The organism is Streptomyces wedmorensis, assembly GCF_000716445.1.
Classification (GTDB): Bacteria; Actinomycetota; Actinomycetes; order Streptomycetales; family Streptomycetaceae; genus Streptomyces; species Streptomyces wedmorensis.
This window is the reverse complement of record NZ_JNWK01000011.1, coordinates 44015-60165: the sequence shown is the minus strand read 5'-3', so window position 1 is coordinate 60165 and position 16151 is coordinate 44015. Positions and strand designations below refer to the sequence as shown.

Below are 16151 nucleotides of genomic sequence, written 5' to 3'. Positions count from 1 at the left end.
GGGCGACGATGCTGAGGTACCGTCCGAAGAACAGCTTTTTCACACAGCAGCACTCACAGCAGCATTTTCCTACGGGCAGGAGGGACGGGGCGTACTCGCTCCGTATGGATGGACGTGAAGCGATACTTCCGTGGGCCGGTCATGTGGATCGTGCTGGCCGTCCTCGCCGTGGTCGTGCTGATGCAGGTCGTCGGCTCGTCCGAGGGCTACAAGACGGTGGACACCGGCAAGGTCGTCCAGGCGATCGACAAGAACCAGGTCAAGCAGGCAAAGGTCACCACCGGCGACGAGCAGATCATCAAGATCGAGCTCATCGACGGCCAGAAGATCGACAAGAGCAGCAAGGTCCAGGCCAGCTACATCGGTAGCCAGGGCGTGGACATCGCCGACAAGCTCCAGGAGAAGTTCGAGGCCGGGCAGATCGAGAAGGGCTACACCGTCTCCCCGACGAAGCAGTCGCCCTTCGTCTCGATCCTGCTCTCGCTCCTCCCCTTCGTCCTCATCGTGGTCGTCTTCCTCTTCCTGATGAACCAGATGCAGGGCGGCGGCTCCCGCGTCATGCAGTTCGGCAAGTCCAAGGCGAAGCTCATCACCAAGGACACGCCGAAGACCACCTTCGCCGACGTCGCAGGCTCCGACGAGGCCGTCGAGGAACTCCACGAGATCAAGGAATTCCTCCAGGAACCCGCGAAGTTCCAGGCCGTCGGCGCCAAGATCCCCAAGGGCGTCCTGCTCTACGGTCCGCCCGGAACCGGCAAGACGCTCCTCGCGCGCGCCGTCGCCGGCGAGGCCGGCGTGCCGTTCTACTCGATCTCCGGCTCCGACTTCGTCGAGATGTTCGTCGGCGTCGGCGCCTCCCGCGTCCGCGACCTCTTCGAGCAGGCCAAGGCCAACGCACCCGCCATCGTCTTCGTCGACGAGATCGACGCCGTCGGCCGCCACCGCGGAGCCGGCCTCGGCGGCGGCCACGACGAGCGCGAGCAGACCCTCAACCAGCTCCTCGTCGAGATGGACGGCTTCGACGTCAAGGGCGGCGTCATCCTCATCGCCGCCACGAACCGCCCCGACATCCTCGACCCCGCCCTCCTGCGCCCCGGCCGCTTCGACCGGCAGATCGCCGTCGACCGCCCGGACATGCAGGGCCGCCTGGAGATCCTCAAGGTCCACCAGAAGGGCAAGCCGGTCGCCCCGGACGTCGACCTCGGCGCCGTCGCCCGACGCACCCCCGGCTTCACCGGTGCCGACCTGTCCAACGTCCTCAACGAGGCGGCGCTCCTCACCGCCCGCAGCGACCAGAAGCTGATCGACAACAAGGCTCTGGACGAGGCGATCGACCGAGTGGTCGCGGGCCCGCAGAAGCGGACCCGGATCATGTCGGACAAGGAGAAGAAGATCACCGCGTACCACGAGGGCGGACACGCCCTGGTCGCGGCGGCCTCGCCCAACGCCGACCCCGTCCACAAGATCACCATCCTGTCCCGCGGCCGCGCCCTGGGCTACACGATGGTGCTCCCGGAAGAGGACAAGTACTCGACCACGCGCAACGAGATGCTCGACCAGCTGGCGTACATGCTGGGCGGGCGCGCGGCCGAGGAGCTCGTCTTCCACGACCCGACCACGGGCGCCGCGAACGACATCGAGAAGGCCACGGGCACGGCCCGCGCGATGGTCACGCAGTACGGCATGACCGAGCGGCTCGGCGCCATCAAGTTCGGCGGCGACAACACCGAGCCCTTCCTCGGCCGTGAGATGGCGCACCAGCGCGACTACTCGGAAGAGGTCGCGGCGCTGGTCGACGAAGAGGTCAAGAAGCTCATCGAGACCGCGCACAACGAGGCCTGGGAGATCCTCGTCGAGAACCGCGACGTCCTCGACAACCTGGTCCTCGCCCTCCTGGAGAAGGAGACGCTGGGCAAGGAGGAGATCGCCGAGATCTTCGCCCCCATCGTCAAGCGCCCGGCCCGCCCGGCCTGGACCGGCTCCTCCCGCCGCACGCCCTCCACGCGTCCGCCGGTGCTCTCCCCCAAGGAGCTCGCCCTGACGAACAGCGCCAACGGCACGGCGAACGGCTCGGCCACCCCCGTGGACACGACCAAGGGCATCGACATCGCCCCGGTCGACAGCCCCGAGGACTGACCGCCCGGCCACCCCGGAATGGATGCCACGCCCCCACAGGTTCTAGCCTGTGGGGGCGTGGCTATTTCGCGCGCACACAGTCAGACGGAACGAGGCACAGGATGACCGACCCGGTGACGCTGGACGGCGAGGGCACGATCGGCGAGTTCGACGAGAAGCGCGCCGAGAACGCCGTACGAGAGCTCCTCATCGCGGTCGGCGAGGACCCGGACCGCGAGGGCCTGCGGGAGACGCCGGCGCGCGTGGCGCGGGCGTACAGGGAATTGCTGGCGGGGATGCGGCAGGAGCCCGAAGACGTCCTTACCACGACTTTTGATCTCGGTCACGATGAAATGGTCCTCGTAAAGGACATTGAGCTCGTCAGCTTCTGTGAGCATCATTTGCTCCCGTTCCATGGCGTGGCCCACGTGGGCTACATTCCGGCGGAGAGCGGCAAGATCACGGGGCTCTCGAAGCTGGCTCGGCTGGTCGACGTCTTCGCGCGGCGCCCGCAGGTTCAGGAGCGCCTGACGACCCAGATCGCGGATTCGCTGATGAAGATCCTTGAGGCCCGTGGTGCGATCGTTGTCATCGAGGCCGAGCACATGTGCATGTCGCTGCGAGGCATCCGAAAGCCGGGCGCGAAGACGACGACCTCGGCGGTGCGAGGTCAACTTCGCGACGCTACTACACGTGCTGAGGCCATGTCCCTGATATTGGCTCGTTAGCAGCGGACTGCCCGCTGTGCTCCATACCGTCCCGATCAGTGGAGTTGATCGCTGATCAAGGGGGCGGTATGGGGTACGGACCGACCAGCAAGATGCTGGTCAACCTGGTGGACGGCTGCGCGCAGGCCAAGAACGTGGTGCCGGGAAGCGCGATGTGGACGCTGGACGGCGACCGGACGGTGCAGACCACGGTCGTGGACGTGACGGCGGTGAAGGGGCGCGAGGCCGTCGACGTGGTCACGGACCGCATGACGTTCACGGCCGGCCCGGACCTGCTGCTGCTCACGCCGGACGGGTGGAAGCGCGCGGCGGACGTGGCGGGGGCGACGGTCGCCTGGACGTACGCGAAGAAGCTGTGCCGGGAGCGGCTGACGATCTGGCCGGGATACGAGTTCGGCTACTTCGTCGGGGCCACGTGCGCCGACGGAACAGTGGGTAAGAACTATGTGTCGCTGGTCGTGAACGAAGAGGCCTTCGCCGCCCGGTACGCGGCTGCACTCACGGCCTGCACAGGGCTTTCAGCCCGCCTTGAGGCGGTGACCCGGCCATCCGGCTATCTGAAGCGGGACCTCCCCGGCTTCCGCGTGCGGGTGGTCTCCTCGTACCTCTCCGACGCGCTGCGGCACTACGTGGGTGAGGACGCCCACCACATGCGGCAACACTTCCCCCGGGTGGTCCTGCGGGACATCGATACCTTCGAAGGGTTCCTCGACGGATACGTCGAGGGTGACGGATGCCCCATCAAGGGATGGAACGGGCGCATGATCACGAGCGCCAACGTTCCCTTCCTGGCCGAGATCGCTCCGATCATCGGAGCACGGTTCACCCCGAGGGCCAAGGCCAAGGGGGCCTCGCAGCTCTGCGTATCGGATCGCTGGGCCGATCGCGGCACCTTCACCCCTGAGCACCATCCCCTGGACCCGCCCGAGTCCTCCTGGATCAAGGTCCAAGAGGTCCGCCCCCGCCCCGCCCTCGGCACGAAACCCTTCACCTTCTACAGCTACCGGCTCGAACCCCACCCCACCTTCCTGCTGAACGGGCACCTCGCGCGCGAGTCCTGTGTCGTCCTGGGCCGTGGCGAGCGATAGCGCGACGGCGTCAAAGGCGACCGCCGCGCTCATGCTCGGCCAAGCGTAGATCCTGCGGCGTACGGCTTTCGGGCGCATCCCGGACCACCCCCGCCCGTCCTGTCAGGTTCAGGAGACGGGGGCTTGGCCCTTGCCGTTTTCGTCGTCCTCGGGGAGCCTGCAGACCCGTTCCAGGAAGAGGGCGGCGGCGACGACGGCGATGCCGGCGGCGACGGCGAGGGCGGCGTAGAGGGCCTGGTCGCGGCGGGCGGGGACGTCGAGGGAGCCGAGGAGGTAGACGCCCGTGCCGCCGTACATGCCGGCGACGAGGGCGGCTACGAGGGCGCTGGCCTGGCCGAAGACGACGGCGCGGGCCGCCATGAGGGGTTCGACGCCCTTGGCGCCGGGGCGGCGCTCGCGCTGGGCCTTGAGGCGGGTCCGGATGGAGAGGGCGGTCGCGGTGAGGATCACCGCGATCACGGCGAGCACGATGGGTGCGGCGATCGGCACGCTGGGGAGGGTGCCGACCGAGTCCCAGAGCCGGGCGGCGCCCCAGGAGAGGATGCCGGCCACGAGGAACAGTCCGGTGAGTACCTTGAGCCGCAGTTGTTTCACCGGATGTCCTTCGAGTCGTCGCTGGGGCGGTCTGGCACGAGCGTAACGACTACTCGGGCAGACGGAGTTCCAGGTCGACACGGGGAGTGACGCCCTCGGTCCCGACGGCGGCGAGGAGGTCGGCCACGGAGCCGTGGCCGGGGAGCTGGGCCTCGGGGTCGACGTCGTGCCAGGGGGCGAGGACGAAGGCGCGCTGGTGGGCGCGGGGGTGCGGGAGGGTGAGGACGGGGTCCTCGGAGACGGCGTCGGCGTACGTGATGATGTCGACGTCGAGGGTGCGGGCGCCCCAGCGCTCCTCGCGGACGCGGTGGAAGGCCTCCTCGACGGCCTGGGCGCGTTCCAGGAGGGAGGAGGGCGGCAGGGTGGTGCGGACGAGGGCGACGGCGTTGAAGTACGAGGGCTGGCTGCCGGGCTCGACGCCCCAGGGCTCCGTCTCGTAGACGGGGGAGACGGCCTTGACCCGGAGGCCGGGGGTGTCGGCGAGGGCGTCGACGGCTCCCTGGAGGGTCTCCAGGCGGTTGCCGAGGTTGGCGCCGAAGGCGAGGACGGCCCAGCGGGGGTTGGAGAGGGTGGTGTCGGCGGCGTCGACGGTCGCGACGACGGAGGCCGGTACGGGCTGGACGGTGGGGTCGCTCTGCGTCGGCTTCATCGTCGGCTCCGGGTGATCGTGATGGTGACGTCGTCGAAGGGCACGGTGATGGGTGCGTCCGGCTTGTGGACGACGACTTCCACCTCCTGGACCCCGGCGTGGCTGAGGCATTGCTGGGCGATGCGCTCGGCGAGGGTTTCGATGAGGTCGACGGGTTCGCCCTGGACGACGTCGACGACCTCTTCGGCGACGATGCCGTAGTGCACGGTCTTCGCCAGGTCGTCGTCGGCCGCCGCGGGGCGGGTGTCCAGGCCGAGGACCAGGTCCACGATGAAGGTCTGGCCCTCCTCGCGCTCCTTGGGGAAGACGCCGTGGTGGCCTCGGGCCTTGAGGCCGCGCAGCGCGACACGATCCACGCGAATCACTCCTGCTGTCGTAGTTCGGGTGGCCACGCAGCCGGGTGCGGACGGCCGGGTGTCCACTCTCGAATCTACCTGCGGGGACCGACAGCGCTTGCCCTCGGGGGCCTTGGGCGGGTCAGGCGGGGGGTTCGGTGCCGTCCACGCCGGGGGGTTCGGTGTCGTCGGTGAGGACGGGGGAGGCGTGGTGGGACCAGATCTTCCAGCCGTCGGGGGTGCGGCGGAACACGTTGGTGGCGACCACGAGCTGGCCGACGAGGGGGCCGAGCTCGGCGCCGTCCTCGGCGGGGCCGCCGCTGAGGATGTTCTCGGTGCAGGTGACGACGGCGGTGCCGTCGGCCAGCGAGATCTTCAGGTCGGTGAGGAAGAACTGGATGTACTCGGTGTTCGCCATGATCAGCGCGTACGAGCGGAGCACTTCGCCGCGGCCGGTGAGGACGGGCCAGCCGGGGTGGACGCAGGTGATGGGGGTGGCGCCGTCGTCGAGCCAGAGGGCGGAGACGCCTTCGAAGTCGCCGGTCTCCATCGCTTCGTAGAAGGCGGTGTTGGCTGCTTCGACGGCCGCCTCGTCGGTGCTGCGGCCCGTGTGGCTCACGCGGCTCCCTCGACGGCTCGGGCGACTCGGACGGCGTCGGCGGTGGCCCTGACCTCGTGGACGCGGACGGCCCACGCGCCCGCGTGGGCGGCGAGGGCGGAGACGGCGGCGGTGGCGGCGTCGCGTTCGCGGGCGGGCGGTGGGGCGGCGCCTTCGCGGGTGAGGACGTGGCCGAGGAAGCGCTTGCGGGAGGCGGCGACCAGGAGGGGCCGGCCGAGGGTGCGGAGCTCGGGGAGGTGGGCGACCAGGGCCAGGTCGTGGGGGGCGAGCTTGGCGAAGCCGAGGCCGGGGTCGACGACGATGCGTTCGGGGTCGACGCCGCCGGCGACGACGGCGTCCAGGCGGGTGCGGAGCTCGCCGAGGACTTCGCCGACGACGTCGTCGTACACGGCGAGGCTGTTCATGTCCTGGCTGAATCCGCGCCAGTGCATGACGACGAAGGGGACCTCGGCGGCGGCGACGGCCGGGACCATGTGGGGGTCGGCGAGGCCGCCGCTGACGTCGTTGACGAGGATCGCGCCGGCCTCGACGGCGCGGGCGGCGACGCGGGCGCGCATGGTGTCGACGGAGACGGTGACGCCTTCGGCGGCGAGGCCGCGGACGACGGGGACGACGCGGCGGAGCTCTTCCTCCTCGTCGACGCGGGTGGCGCCGGGGCGGGTGGACTCGCCGCCGACGTCGACGAGGTCGGCGCCTTCGGCGACGAGGTCGAGGCCGTGTTTGACGGCGGCCGTGGTGTCGAACCAGCGGCCGCCGTCGGAGAAGGAGTCGGGGGTCACGTTGACCACGCCCATGACCGCGCAGCGGTCCCACTCCGGCAGGCCTCGGGCGGTGCCCCGGTCGATCGTCGTACTCATGTGTCCAGCGTAGGGCCCAGGGGTGAGATCAGGCCGGGCGGAGCCCTCGGTCGGGGTCGCGTGGAGCCCTGGGGCGGGGTGTGCGTGGCCCGGGGTCAGGCGGCGCGGATCTCGCGTTCGGCGGGGGTCGGGACGATGTGGGCGCAGGGTCGGGGGGCGGACGCGGGGCGTCGGCGGGTGAAGGGGCGGGGCAGGGAGAGGGTGACGAAGCCTTCGGCCTGCATGGCGGCGAAGCCGATGCGGGGGAGGTCACGGCTGGTGCGGTAGACGACGAAGCGGGGTTCCCAGCGTGGCCGGAACTTGGCGTTGAACTTGTACAGCGATTCGATCTGGAACCAGCGGGAGAGGAAGACGAGCAGTCCGCGCCAGACGCGCAGGACGGGGCCGGCGCCGATCTTCTCGCCGCGGGCGAGGGCGGCGCGGAACATGGCGAAGTTGAGGGAGACCCGTTCGATGCCGAGGCCGGGGGAGGCCTGGAGGGCGGCGACGATCAGGAGTTCGTTCATGCCGGGGTCGGCGGAGCGGTCGCGGCGCATGAGTTCGAGCGACATGCCGTCGGGGCCCCAGGGCACGAAGTGGATGATCGCTTTGAGGTCGCCGTAGGGGGAGTCGGGGTCGCCGGGGTCGTCGTGCTTGTGGGCGGTCGCTATGACGGCGTCTCCGTCGCCGGGGGCGCCGATGCGGCCGAGGGCCATGGAGAAGCCGCGTTCCGTGTCGGTGCCTCGCCAGTCGGCGGCGGCGCGGCGGACGCGGGCGAGTTCGGCTTCGTCGAGGTCGCGGACGCGGCGGACCTGGGTGGTGTAGCCGTTGCGTTCGATGCGCTTGACCATCTGGCGGACGTTGCGCATGGGGCGGCCCGAGAGGGAGAAGTCGGCGACGTCGACGACCGCCTCGTCGCCGAGTTCGAGGGCGTCGAGGCCGGTCTCGCGGGTCCAGACCTGGCCGCCGGTCTCGGAGCAGCCCATGACGGCGGGGGTCCAGGAGTGGGCCTTGGCCTCGTCCATGAATCGTTCGATGGCCCCGGGCCAGGCCTCGACGTCGCCGATGGGGTCGCCGCTGGCGAGCATGACGCCGGAGACGACGCGGTAGCAGACGGCGGCTTTGCCGCTGGGGGAGAAGACGACGCCCTTGTCGCGGCGGAGCGCGAAGTGGCCGAGGGAGTCGCGGCCGCCGTGCTGGTCGAGGAGGGCGCGCAGCCGGGTCTCGTCCTCGTCGGTGAGGCGGGCGGCCGGGTGCTCGGGGCGGAAGGCGAGGTAGATGGTGGTGAGGGCGGTGAGCATGCCGAGGGCGCCGAGGGAGTAGCCGACGGTCCAGTCGACGCCGTTGGTGTAGCCGACGGGGCCTTCGACGCCGAAGAGTCCGTACAGGACGTGTTCGAGGCGGTCGGCGAGGCTGGGGTCGCCGATGACGCGGCGGGGGTGGGCGCTGACGATGACGAGGCCGAGGGCGATGGATCCGGCGCCCATGACGACGAAGTTGGCGAGGGCGCGCCAGCGGCTGCGGGGGTCGGGGAGGGCGGCGAACTCGTTGCGGTGGCGCAGGAGGAGGCCGAGGAGCGCGAGGGAGAGCAGGGCGCCGAGGACGGAGTGGCGCCAGACGAACTGGGCCAGGCCGCCGAGGGGGAGCAGGACGACGGCGGCGCGCCAGGCGCGGCGCTTGTGGCGCTTGAGGCCGTGGGCGAGGAGCAGGAGGAGGACGCCGGCGCTGAGGGAGAGGGCGGCGGAGAGGGGGCCGAGGGTGCCGGGGAGGACTTCGGCGACGGCGTGCATGCGGCTGGCGCGGAAGCGGGGGAAGACTCCGGCGGCGATGTCGATGAGGCCGATCAGGGTGCAGGCCGTGCCGACGAGTGCCGGAACCTTCTCGGGTCGGGGGCCGCGGAGAATCCGGCGTACCCGAACCGGAACCGTTCCGGATTTATCCCCATCTACCGTGACAGACATGGCTTCCCGTGCTTCCCGTGGTTCCTGTGGTCCCGCGAGGGGTCCTGCGAGGGTCATCGACTCCGGTCGGGCCCTGCCGCGCGTTCGGGCGGGCCGTTCCGGCTGGTGCGCCTTCTAGGACGGAGCCGTGCCAGGTCGGGTTCATCGGTGCACAGGAAATTCTCGGAAAGAAGGCTCGGGCGTCTCATGGGTCTCACCAGCGACAAGGTCCTCTGGTCGGCAGTGGTGCTGGCCGTGGTGCTGTTCGCGGCCACGGTGCTGCTGTGGCCGCGGCTCGCGCGCGGCGGGTGGCGGAGCGTCGTGGGCCGGGTGGGGCTGCTCCTGCTGACGCAGGTGACGCTGTTCGCGGCCGTGGGTCTCGCGGCGAACCGGTCGTTCCTCTTCTACGGTTCCTGGGCCGACCTGTTCGGGCAGGAGCAGGACATGGGGGTGGTCGTCGACCACGCGGCGGGATCGAAGGACCTGCGGGTGGTGGGCACGCAGGCGCTCGACGTGCCGGGTGGTGGCCGTCCCGCGGTCGGCGGCCGGATACAGAAGGTCGTCGTAGCGGGGGACCGGTCGGGGATCGTGTCGTCGGCGTACGTGTACCTGCCTCCGGAGTACTTCCAGGAGCAGTACGCGCGGCGGACGTTCCCGGCGGCGGTGGTGCTCACGGGGTACCCGGGCACGGCGGAGAACCTGATCAAGGGGCTGAAGTACCCGAGGACGGCGTACCTCCAGGCGAAGGAGGGGCGGATGCAGCCGATGATCCTCGTGATGCTGCGCCCGACGGTGGCGCCGCCGCGGGACACCGAGTGCGTGGACGTGCCCGGGGGCCCGAAGACGGAGACGTTCTTCGCGGAGGACCTGCCGAGGGCGGTCTCGGAGTCGTACCGGGTGGGGACGAAGCCGCGGAACTGGGGCTTCATGGGGAACTCGACCGGGGGCTACTGCGCCCTGAAGATCGCGCTGCGCCATCCGGACCGGTTCGCGGCGGGGGCCGGGTTCTCGGCGTACTACCGGGCGGCGGAGGACGTGACGACGGGTGACCTGTTCCACGGCGACGAGCGGCTGCGCAGGCGGTCGGACCTGCTGTGGAGCCTGGACCACCTGCCGCAGGGGCGGTCGTCGTTCCTGGTGACGACGTCGAAGCGGGGCGAGGACAACCTGAAGGCGACGCGGGAGTTCGTGGGCAAGGTGAAGAGCCCGGCGAAGGTCTCCTCGATCACGCTGGAGAGCGGCGGCCACAACTTCAACACGTGGAACAGGGAGATCCCGCCGGGGCTCGTCTGGATGAGCGGGAAGCTCAGCGCGAACTGACGCTCACTCCGGCGTGGCCCGGCGCAGGGCGCGGTGGACGCCGGCCGGGGTGAGGACGCCGAGCGGCCGCCCGTCGGCGCCGGTGACCGCGAGGCGGCCGGTGTCGTGCTGGAGGAGCACGGCGAGGGCGTCCTTGAGGGAGGTCCCGAGGGGCACATGGGTGCCGTCCTCGTATTCCTCGGGGCCTCCGACGTACCCTTCGCGGCTTCCCTCCCAGATGTCGAGGTCGGCCTCGGTGACGGGGGTGACGGCGAGCCGCTTGAGGCCGCGGTCGCTGCCGACGAAGTCCGCGACGTACGGGGTGGCGGGGGAGCCGAGGACGGTGGCGGGGGCGTCGAACTGCTCGATGCGGCCTTGCCCGTAGACGGCCATGCGGTCGCCCATGCGGACGGCCTCCTCGATGTCGTGGGTGACGAGGAGGACGGTCTTGCGGACGGTGGCCTGGAGGGCGAGGAACTCGTTCTGGAGGCGCTCGCGGACGACGGGGTCGACGGCGCCGAAGGGCTCGTCCATGAGGAGGACGGGCGGGTCGGCGGCGAGGGCGCGGGCGACGCCCACGCGCTGGCGCTGTCCGCCGGAGAGCTGGGCGGGGTAGCGGGAGCCGTACGTGGCCGGGTCGAGGCCGACGAGGTCGAGGAGTTCGGCGGCACGCGCGCGTGCGGCGGTCTTCTTCCAGCCGAGGAGGGCGGGGACGGTCGCCGTGTTGTCGAGGACCGTGCGGTGGGGGAAGAGGCCGACCTGCTGGATGACGTAGCCGATCTTGCGCCGCAGGGCGACGGGGTCGACGCCGGCGACGTCCTCGCCGTCGACGAGGACGCGGCCGGAGGTCGGCTCGACGAGCCGGTTCACCATCATCATCGTGGTCGTCTTGCCGCAGCCGGACGGCCCGACCAGGGTGACGAGTTCGCCCTCGGCGACCTCGAAGGAGAGGTCGTCGACGGCCGTGGTGCCGTCGGCGTACCGCTTGGTCACGTGCTCGAACCGGATCATGGTTCCCCATTCTGGCCCCTGGGCGCAGGGGGTGTGTGAAGGGCGTGTTGCCGCATTGTGGCGGGTTCCGGTGATTGTCGGTGGCGGGGGTTAGGGTCGTCAGACAAGCGTTCGGGAGGGTGGGCGGCCCGGGGGAGGGACGATGAGCGCACCGAACTGTCTGGTCACGAACGACTGGATCTGCGGGGAGTATCTGCGCACGCGCAGCGCGGAGTTGACGGATGCTCTGCTCCAGCATGTGGGAATCACGGCTGCGTCCGTGCTGATCGCCCTCGCCGTCTCGGTCCCCCTCGCGCTGCTCGTGCGGGCCAGGCCCCGGTTCGCCGGTCCGGTCCTCGGCCTGACCACCCTGCTCTACACGGTGCCGTCGCTCGCGATGTTCTCGCTGCTGCTGCCCCTCTTCGGGCTCTCCGCCGCGCTCGTGGTGACCGGCCTCGTGCTGTACGCCCTGACGATCCTCGTGCGGAACACGCTGGCGGGGCTCGCCGCGGTGCCCGCCGAGACGCGGGAGGCCGCCCGGGGCATGGGATACGGCTCGTGGCGGCTGCTCTGGGAGGTCGAACTCCCGCTGGCGCTGCCGGTGCTGATGGCCGGCATACGGATGGCGACGGTCTCCACGATCGCGCTGACCACGATCGGCTCGGTCGTCGGCCGCGGCGGCCTCGGCAACCTCATCGAGGACGCGCTGCCGACCTTCTTCAAGGCGCAGATGCTCGCCGCCTCCGTGCTGTGCGTGCTGCTCGCCGTCACCGCCGACCTGCTTCTCCTGGGCCTCCAGCGGCTGCTCACGCCGTGGGCCCGGATACGGACCGCGCCGGGAGGTGAGTGAGGTGGGGGTCGTGACGGATGCCTGGGCCTGGCTCACCACCGGCGCGCACTGGACCGGCGAGGACGGCATCGGGCAGCGCCTCGCCGAGCACGTGTACGTGAGCGGGGCGGCGCTCCTGATCGCGGCGGCGGTCGCGCTGCCGCTGGGGCTCTGGCTCGGCCACCTCGGCCGGGGCGGGACGCTCGCGGTGAACGTGTCCAACGTGGGGCGGGCGGTCCCCGTCTTCGCGGTGCTCGCCCTGTTCATGGTGTCCCCCCTGCGCAACGCCGGGTACGTGCCGACCGTCGTGGCCCTGGTGCTGTTCGCGATGCCCCCGCTCCTCACCAACGCGTACGTGGGGATGCGGGAGGTGGACCGGGCCGCCGTGCGGGCCGCGCGGGGCATGGGGATGACCGGCGGTCAGCTCTTCTGGCGGGTCGAACTCCCGCTGGCCCGGCCGGTGGTGATGACCGGGGTGCGCTCGGCCGCGGTGCAGGTGGTGGCCACGGCGACGGTCGCGGCGATGGTCGGCCAGGGCGGTCTGGGCCGGATCATCACGGCCGGCTTCGCCACGTACGACACCGCGCAGGTGGTCGCGGGCGCCGTGCTCGTGGCCCTGCTCGCGCTCCTCGTGGAAGGCGTGCTGGCGGGCGCGGACCGACTGCTCGCGGGACCCGCGCGGGCGCGACGACTCGACGGCTGAACGAACGATCTGAGATGGGTGATTCCGTGAACAGGATCTCGCGTATCGCGGGTGCGGTGCTCGGTACGGCGGCGCTGACCGTCGCCCTCGCCGCCTGCGGCGGCGACAGCCTGGAGGGCAGCAAGAAGGGCGACGGAGGCTCGGGGGGCTCCGCCGGCGGCGCGAGCACGAAGGACAAGGGCTCGCTGGTCGTCGGTGCGGCGGCGTTCACCGAGGCCAAGGTGCTGGCCGAGCTGTACGCCCAGTCGCTGGAGGCCGCCGGGTACTCGGTGTCCATCACGACCGTGAAGAACCGCGAACTGTACGAGCCCTCCCTGGAGAAGGGCGAGATCGACGTCGTACCGGAATACGCGGCGACGATCGCGGAATTCCTCAACGCGAAGGTGAACGGGCCGAAGGCGCCCGAGGAGAAGCCGGTCGCATCCGGTGACGCGACGGCGACGGTCGAGGCGCTGCGGAAGCTCGCGGAACCGCGCGGTCTGAAGGTGCTCGCGGTCGGCGACGCCGTCGATCAGAACGCCTTCGCGGTGACCAAGGAATTCGCCGAGAAGAACAAGTTGAAGACCCTTTCCGATCTCGGTCGCGCCAAGCTGAAGGTGAAGATCGCGGCCGGCGACGAATGCGCGGTACGGCCGTTCTGCGCGCCAGGTCTGAAGAAGGCCTACGGGATCGAGGTGACCGGGATCGACCCCAAGGGCGTCGGCACCCCGCAGGCCAAGCAGGCGGTCAAGGACGGCGTGGACCAGCTGGTCCTGACCACCACCACGGACGCCACGATCGACGCCTACGGCCTCGTCTTCCTCACCGACGACAAGAAGCTGCAGAACGCCGACAACGTGCTGCCCGTGGTCAACGCGAAGGACGCCGGTTCTCCGGACATAGCCGCCGCACTCGACCGGCTCACCAAGGTGCTGACCACAGCGGATCTCGCCGAACTGAACCGCAAGGTGGACGCCGAGCGGGCGAAGCCGGAGGACGTCGCCAAGGCCTATCTGGTGGAGAAGGGGCTGGTCGACAAGTAGTCCACGGGTGAGGGGAGTCGACCCGAAACGGAACCGGAACGGTTGATATCCACTTCTGGTGGCGAGAAGTGGCCAAGAGATTGCCGGGCCGAGACCCCACATGGCGCCTACGCACGGTAAATTTCAGGCCATGCCACGTGGACGCCACCGCCATTCCCCGCCTCTGCACAAGCTGCTGCCGCCCTCCGCGGTCGCCGGCGCCGCGGTCGTGTGCGCCGCGGCCGCCTGGCTGCCCGGCGACCTGGTGGTCGTGCGGCTGCTCGCCGCCGCCGCGGCCGCCGCCGCGGTCACCGGTGCCGTCCTCATGCGCAGTTGGGACCGCAGCGCCGGCCTGCGGGTCGCCGAGCTCGACCGGGCGCGCACCGCCGACCAGTGGAAGGCCGAGGAACGGACCGCCGAACTGGAGTCCGACCTGGACGAGTCCCGCGCCCTGCGCGCCAAGCTCGACGCCAAGCTCCGCGCCAAGCGCGTGGAGCTCGCCGGGCTGCGCGGCGAGCACGCCGACCTCCTCCGCCGGTACGCCACCGCCGAGACCGAGCGCGCCAGCGCCCTGGAAGGCCGGCGCGTCCTCGCCCTGGAGACCACCGGCGCCGCCGACGCCAAGGCCCTGCCGGCCGCCTCCACGCCGACCCCGGAGGCCTACCGCCGCGCGGCCCAGGCCCTGCGCGACCTCCCGCGCAACGCCGCCGCACAGCAGGCCCGCCGCACCACCGAGGCCGCCCGCGCCCGCGACCTCGCCGAACGGGCCCGCGAGACGGAGGAGCCGCAGGGGAAGCACGCGGCGGCCGCCGGATCCGAGCACGCCCGCCCGGCCGCCGCCCTCGCCCTCCCCGCGGCCGCGCCCGCCGCGCTGCCCGCCGTCCCCACCGCGAGCGCGATCGTCCCCTACGCTGCCCGCCGGCCCGTCCCTCGGCCCGAGGGCGGCTTCGACTTCTTCGGTACGCAGAAGGCGGCGGCCGCCATCGAGGCCGTCCAGCACACCGACCTCGCCGACGTCGTCGGCGAGGAGGCACTCGCCGCGCCCTTCCTCACCCCCGTCGGGCCGCCGCCCGGTGCGATCGGCCACGTCATCGACCTCACGGCCCACGACGAAACCGAACAACTCGACGTAGCCACCCTCCGCGACGCCGTCAACTCCTAACCCCCGGCCCGGGGCCCCGCGGCCCCGCCGGCCCTTCGCCCGCGGGCGCATGGGGGCGGGCTCCGAAGGGGGCTACTTGTCGATGTCGCCGACGACGAAGAAGAGGGAGCCGAGGATGGCGACCATGTCGGCGACGAGCGTCCCGGGCAGCAACTCGACCAGCGCTTGGATGTTGTTGAAGGAGGCGGAGCGCAGCTTGAGCCGGTAGGGGGTCTTCTCGCCCTTGGAGACGAGGTAGTAGCCGTTGACCCCGAGCGGGTTCTCGGTCCACGCGTACGTGTGCCCCTCCGGCGCCTTGAGCACCTTCGGCAGCCGCTGGTTGATCGGCCCCGGCGGCAGTTCGGCCATCCGGTCGAGGCAGGCGTCGGCGAGGTCGAGGGAGTTGTGGGTCTGGTCGAGCAGGCACTCGAAGCGGGCGAGGCAGTCGCCTTCGTCGCGGACGGCGACCCGGAGGGTGTCCTGGAGTTCCCCGTAGGCGAGGTACGGCTCGTCGCGGCGCAGGTCGAAGTCGACGCCGGAGGCGCGGGCGATCGGCCCCGACACCCCGTACGCGTGCACCGCGGCCTGTGACAGGACGCCGATTCCGCGGGTGCGGCCCCGGAAGATCTCGTTGCCGAGGACCAGCCGGTCGTACACGTCCATCCGCGACCGCACGTCCGCGACGGCCTGCCGCGCCCGTCCCAGCCAGCCGGCCGGCAGGTCCTCCTTGAGGCCGCCGACGCGGTTGAACATGTAGTGCATCCGGCCGCCGGAGACCTCCTCCATCACGGCCTGGAGCTCTTCGCGCTCCCGGAAGGCGTGGAAGACCGGCGTGATGCCGCCCAGTTCGAGGGGGTACGAGCCGAGGAACATCAGGTGGTTGAGGACCCGGTTGAGCTCGGCGAGGAGCGTCCGCGTCCATACGGCGCGCTCCGGGACCTCCATGCCCAGCATTCGTTCGACGGCCATCACCACGCCGAGCTCGTTGGAGAACGCGGAGAGCCAGTCGTGACGGTTGGCCAGCATGATGATCTGCCGGTAGTCCCGCGCCTCGAAGAGCTTCTCCGCGCCCCGGTGCATGTACCCGATCACCGGCTCGGCCTCCCGCACGACCTCGCCGTCGAGCACGAGCCGCAGCCGGAGGACCCCATGGGTCGAAGGGTGCTGCGGCCCGATGTTCAGCACCATGTCGGTGCTCTCCGCCGCCCCGCCGATCCCGACCGTCGTCTCCGTCATGCGGCCCAGTATCCCTCGCGTCCCCGACGCCCGTTCCCCTCGCTCACA

At 71.0% G+C, this 16151-nt stretch carries 16 protein-coding genes; 8 read left to right on the top strand and 8 right to left on the bottom strand.

The annotated features are described in order from the left end of the window. Positions 1-108: 108 nt before the first annotated feature. From ftsH to OO54_RS11810, 3 genes are all read left to right on the top strand, one after another. Positions 109-2136: an ATP-dependent zinc metalloprotease FtsH gene (ftsH, locus tag OO54_RS11820; RefSeq protein ID WP_033202820.1), complete on the top strand. Its 2028-nt coding sequence runs from the start codon at positions 109-111 to the stop codon at positions 2134-2136. Positions 2137-2237: 101 nt separating this feature from the next. Next, complete coding sequence (gene folE, locus OO54_RS11815) at positions 2238-2843, top strand: GTP cyclohydrolase I FolE (protein WP_033202819.1); 606 nt, start codon at positions 2238-2240, stop codon at positions 2841-2843. 68 nt (positions 2844-2911) lie between these two features. After that, positions 2912-3931: a hypothetical protein gene (locus OO54_RS11810; protein ID WP_234439507.1), complete on the top strand. Its 1020-nt coding sequence runs from the start codon at positions 2912-2914 to the stop codon at positions 3929-3931. A gap of 108 nt (positions 3932-4039) precedes the next feature. Here the strand turns inward: OO54_RS11810 and OO54_RS11805 are convergent, their stop codons facing one another. The 6 genes from OO54_RS11805 to OO54_RS11780 all read right to left on the bottom strand — a co-directional run bounded on the left by OO54_RS11805 (position 4040) and on the right by OO54_RS11780 (position 8925). After that, positions 4040-4525, bottom strand: a complete 486-nt coding sequence (locus tag OO54_RS11805) for a DUF3180 domain-containing protein (protein ID WP_033202818.1) — start codon at positions 4523-4525, stop codon at positions 4040-4042. Between the two features lie 49 nt (positions 4526-4574). Further along, positions 4575-5174, bottom strand: coding sequence for a 2-amino-4-hydroxy-6-hydroxymethyldihydropteridine diphosphokinase (folK, locus tag OO54_RS11800; protein ID WP_033202817.1), 600 nt, complete (start codon positions 5172-5174; stop codon positions 4575-4577). Further along, a complete protein-coding gene (folB, locus tag OO54_RS11795; protein ID WP_017240053.1) occupies positions 5171-5530 on the bottom strand; it encodes a dihydroneopterin aldolase in 360 nt (119 codons plus the stop codon). Before folB ends, folK begins: the two co-directional genes overlap by 4 nt. A 121-nt stretch (positions 5531-5651) precedes the next feature. Continuing rightward, complete coding sequence (locus OO54_RS11790) at positions 5652-6059, bottom strand: nuclear transport factor 2 family protein (protein ID WP_234439508.1); 408 nt, start codon at positions 6057-6059, stop codon at positions 5652-5654. Positions 6060-6124: 65 nt separating this feature from the next. Continuing rightward, positions 6125-6985 (bottom strand): dihydropteroate synthase, encoded by an 861-nt coding sequence (folP, locus tag OO54_RS11785; protein ID WP_033202815.1) that lies wholly within the window; start codon positions 6983-6985, stop codon positions 6125-6127. A 95-nt stretch (positions 6986-7080) separates the two neighbouring features. Then, positions 7081-8925, bottom strand: a complete 1845-nt coding sequence (locus OO54_RS11780; RefSeq protein WP_051786871.1) for a phosphatidylglycerol lysyltransferase domain-containing protein — start codon at positions 8923-8925, stop codon at positions 7081-7083. Positions 8926-9111: 186 nt separating this feature from the next. Here OO54_RS11780 and OO54_RS11775 point away from each other — a divergent pair, with 186 nt between their 5' ends. Beyond that, complete coding sequence (locus OO54_RS11775) at positions 9112-10224, top strand: alpha/beta hydrolase (protein ID WP_033202814.1); 1113 nt, start codon at positions 9112-9114, stop codon at positions 10222-10224. A 3-nt stretch (positions 10225-10227) separates the two neighbouring features. Here OO54_RS11775 and OO54_RS11770 read toward each other — a convergent pair whose 3' ends face one another. Further along, positions 10228-11214, bottom strand: coding sequence for an ABC transporter ATP-binding protein (locus OO54_RS11770; RefSeq protein WP_033202813.1), 987 nt, complete (start codon positions 11212-11214; stop codon positions 10228-10230). Positions 11215-11356: 142 nt separating this feature from the next. Between OO54_RS11770 and OO54_RS11765 the strand changes: the two genes are divergently transcribed. The 4 genes from OO54_RS11765 (at position 11357) to OO54_RS11750 (ending at position 14888) form a co-directional block, all read left to right on the top strand. Continuing rightward, a complete protein-coding gene (locus OO54_RS11765; protein WP_033202812.1) occupies positions 11357-12043 on the top strand; it encodes an ABC transporter permease in 687 nt (228 codons plus the stop codon). Position 12044: 1 nt separating this feature from the next. Continuing rightward, the gene (locus tag OO54_RS11760) at positions 12045-12725 is read left to right on the top strand and encodes an ABC transporter permease (RefSeq protein WP_033202811.1); all 681 of its coding nucleotides are present in this window, start codon (positions 12045-12047) and stop codon (positions 12723-12725) included. A gap of 14 nt (positions 12726-12739) precedes the next feature. Beyond that, positions 12740-13747, top strand: coding sequence for an ABC transporter substrate-binding protein (locus OO54_RS11755; RefSeq protein WP_033202810.1), 1008 nt, complete (start codon positions 12740-12742; stop codon positions 13745-13747). Positions 13748-13877: 130 nt separating this feature from the next. Further along, positions 13878-14888, top strand: a complete 1011-nt coding sequence (locus OO54_RS11750) for a hypothetical protein (protein WP_033202809.1) — start codon at positions 13878-13880, stop codon at positions 14886-14888. A gap of 72 nt (positions 14889-14960) precedes the next feature. Here the strand turns inward: OO54_RS11750 and OO54_RS11745 are convergent, their stop codons facing one another. After that, positions 14961-16103 (bottom strand): NADH-quinone oxidoreductase subunit D, encoded by a 1143-nt coding sequence (locus tag OO54_RS11745; RefSeq protein WP_017240043.1) that lies wholly within the window; start codon positions 16101-16103, stop codon positions 14961-14963. Between the last annotated feature and the right edge of the window lie 48 nt (positions 16104-16151).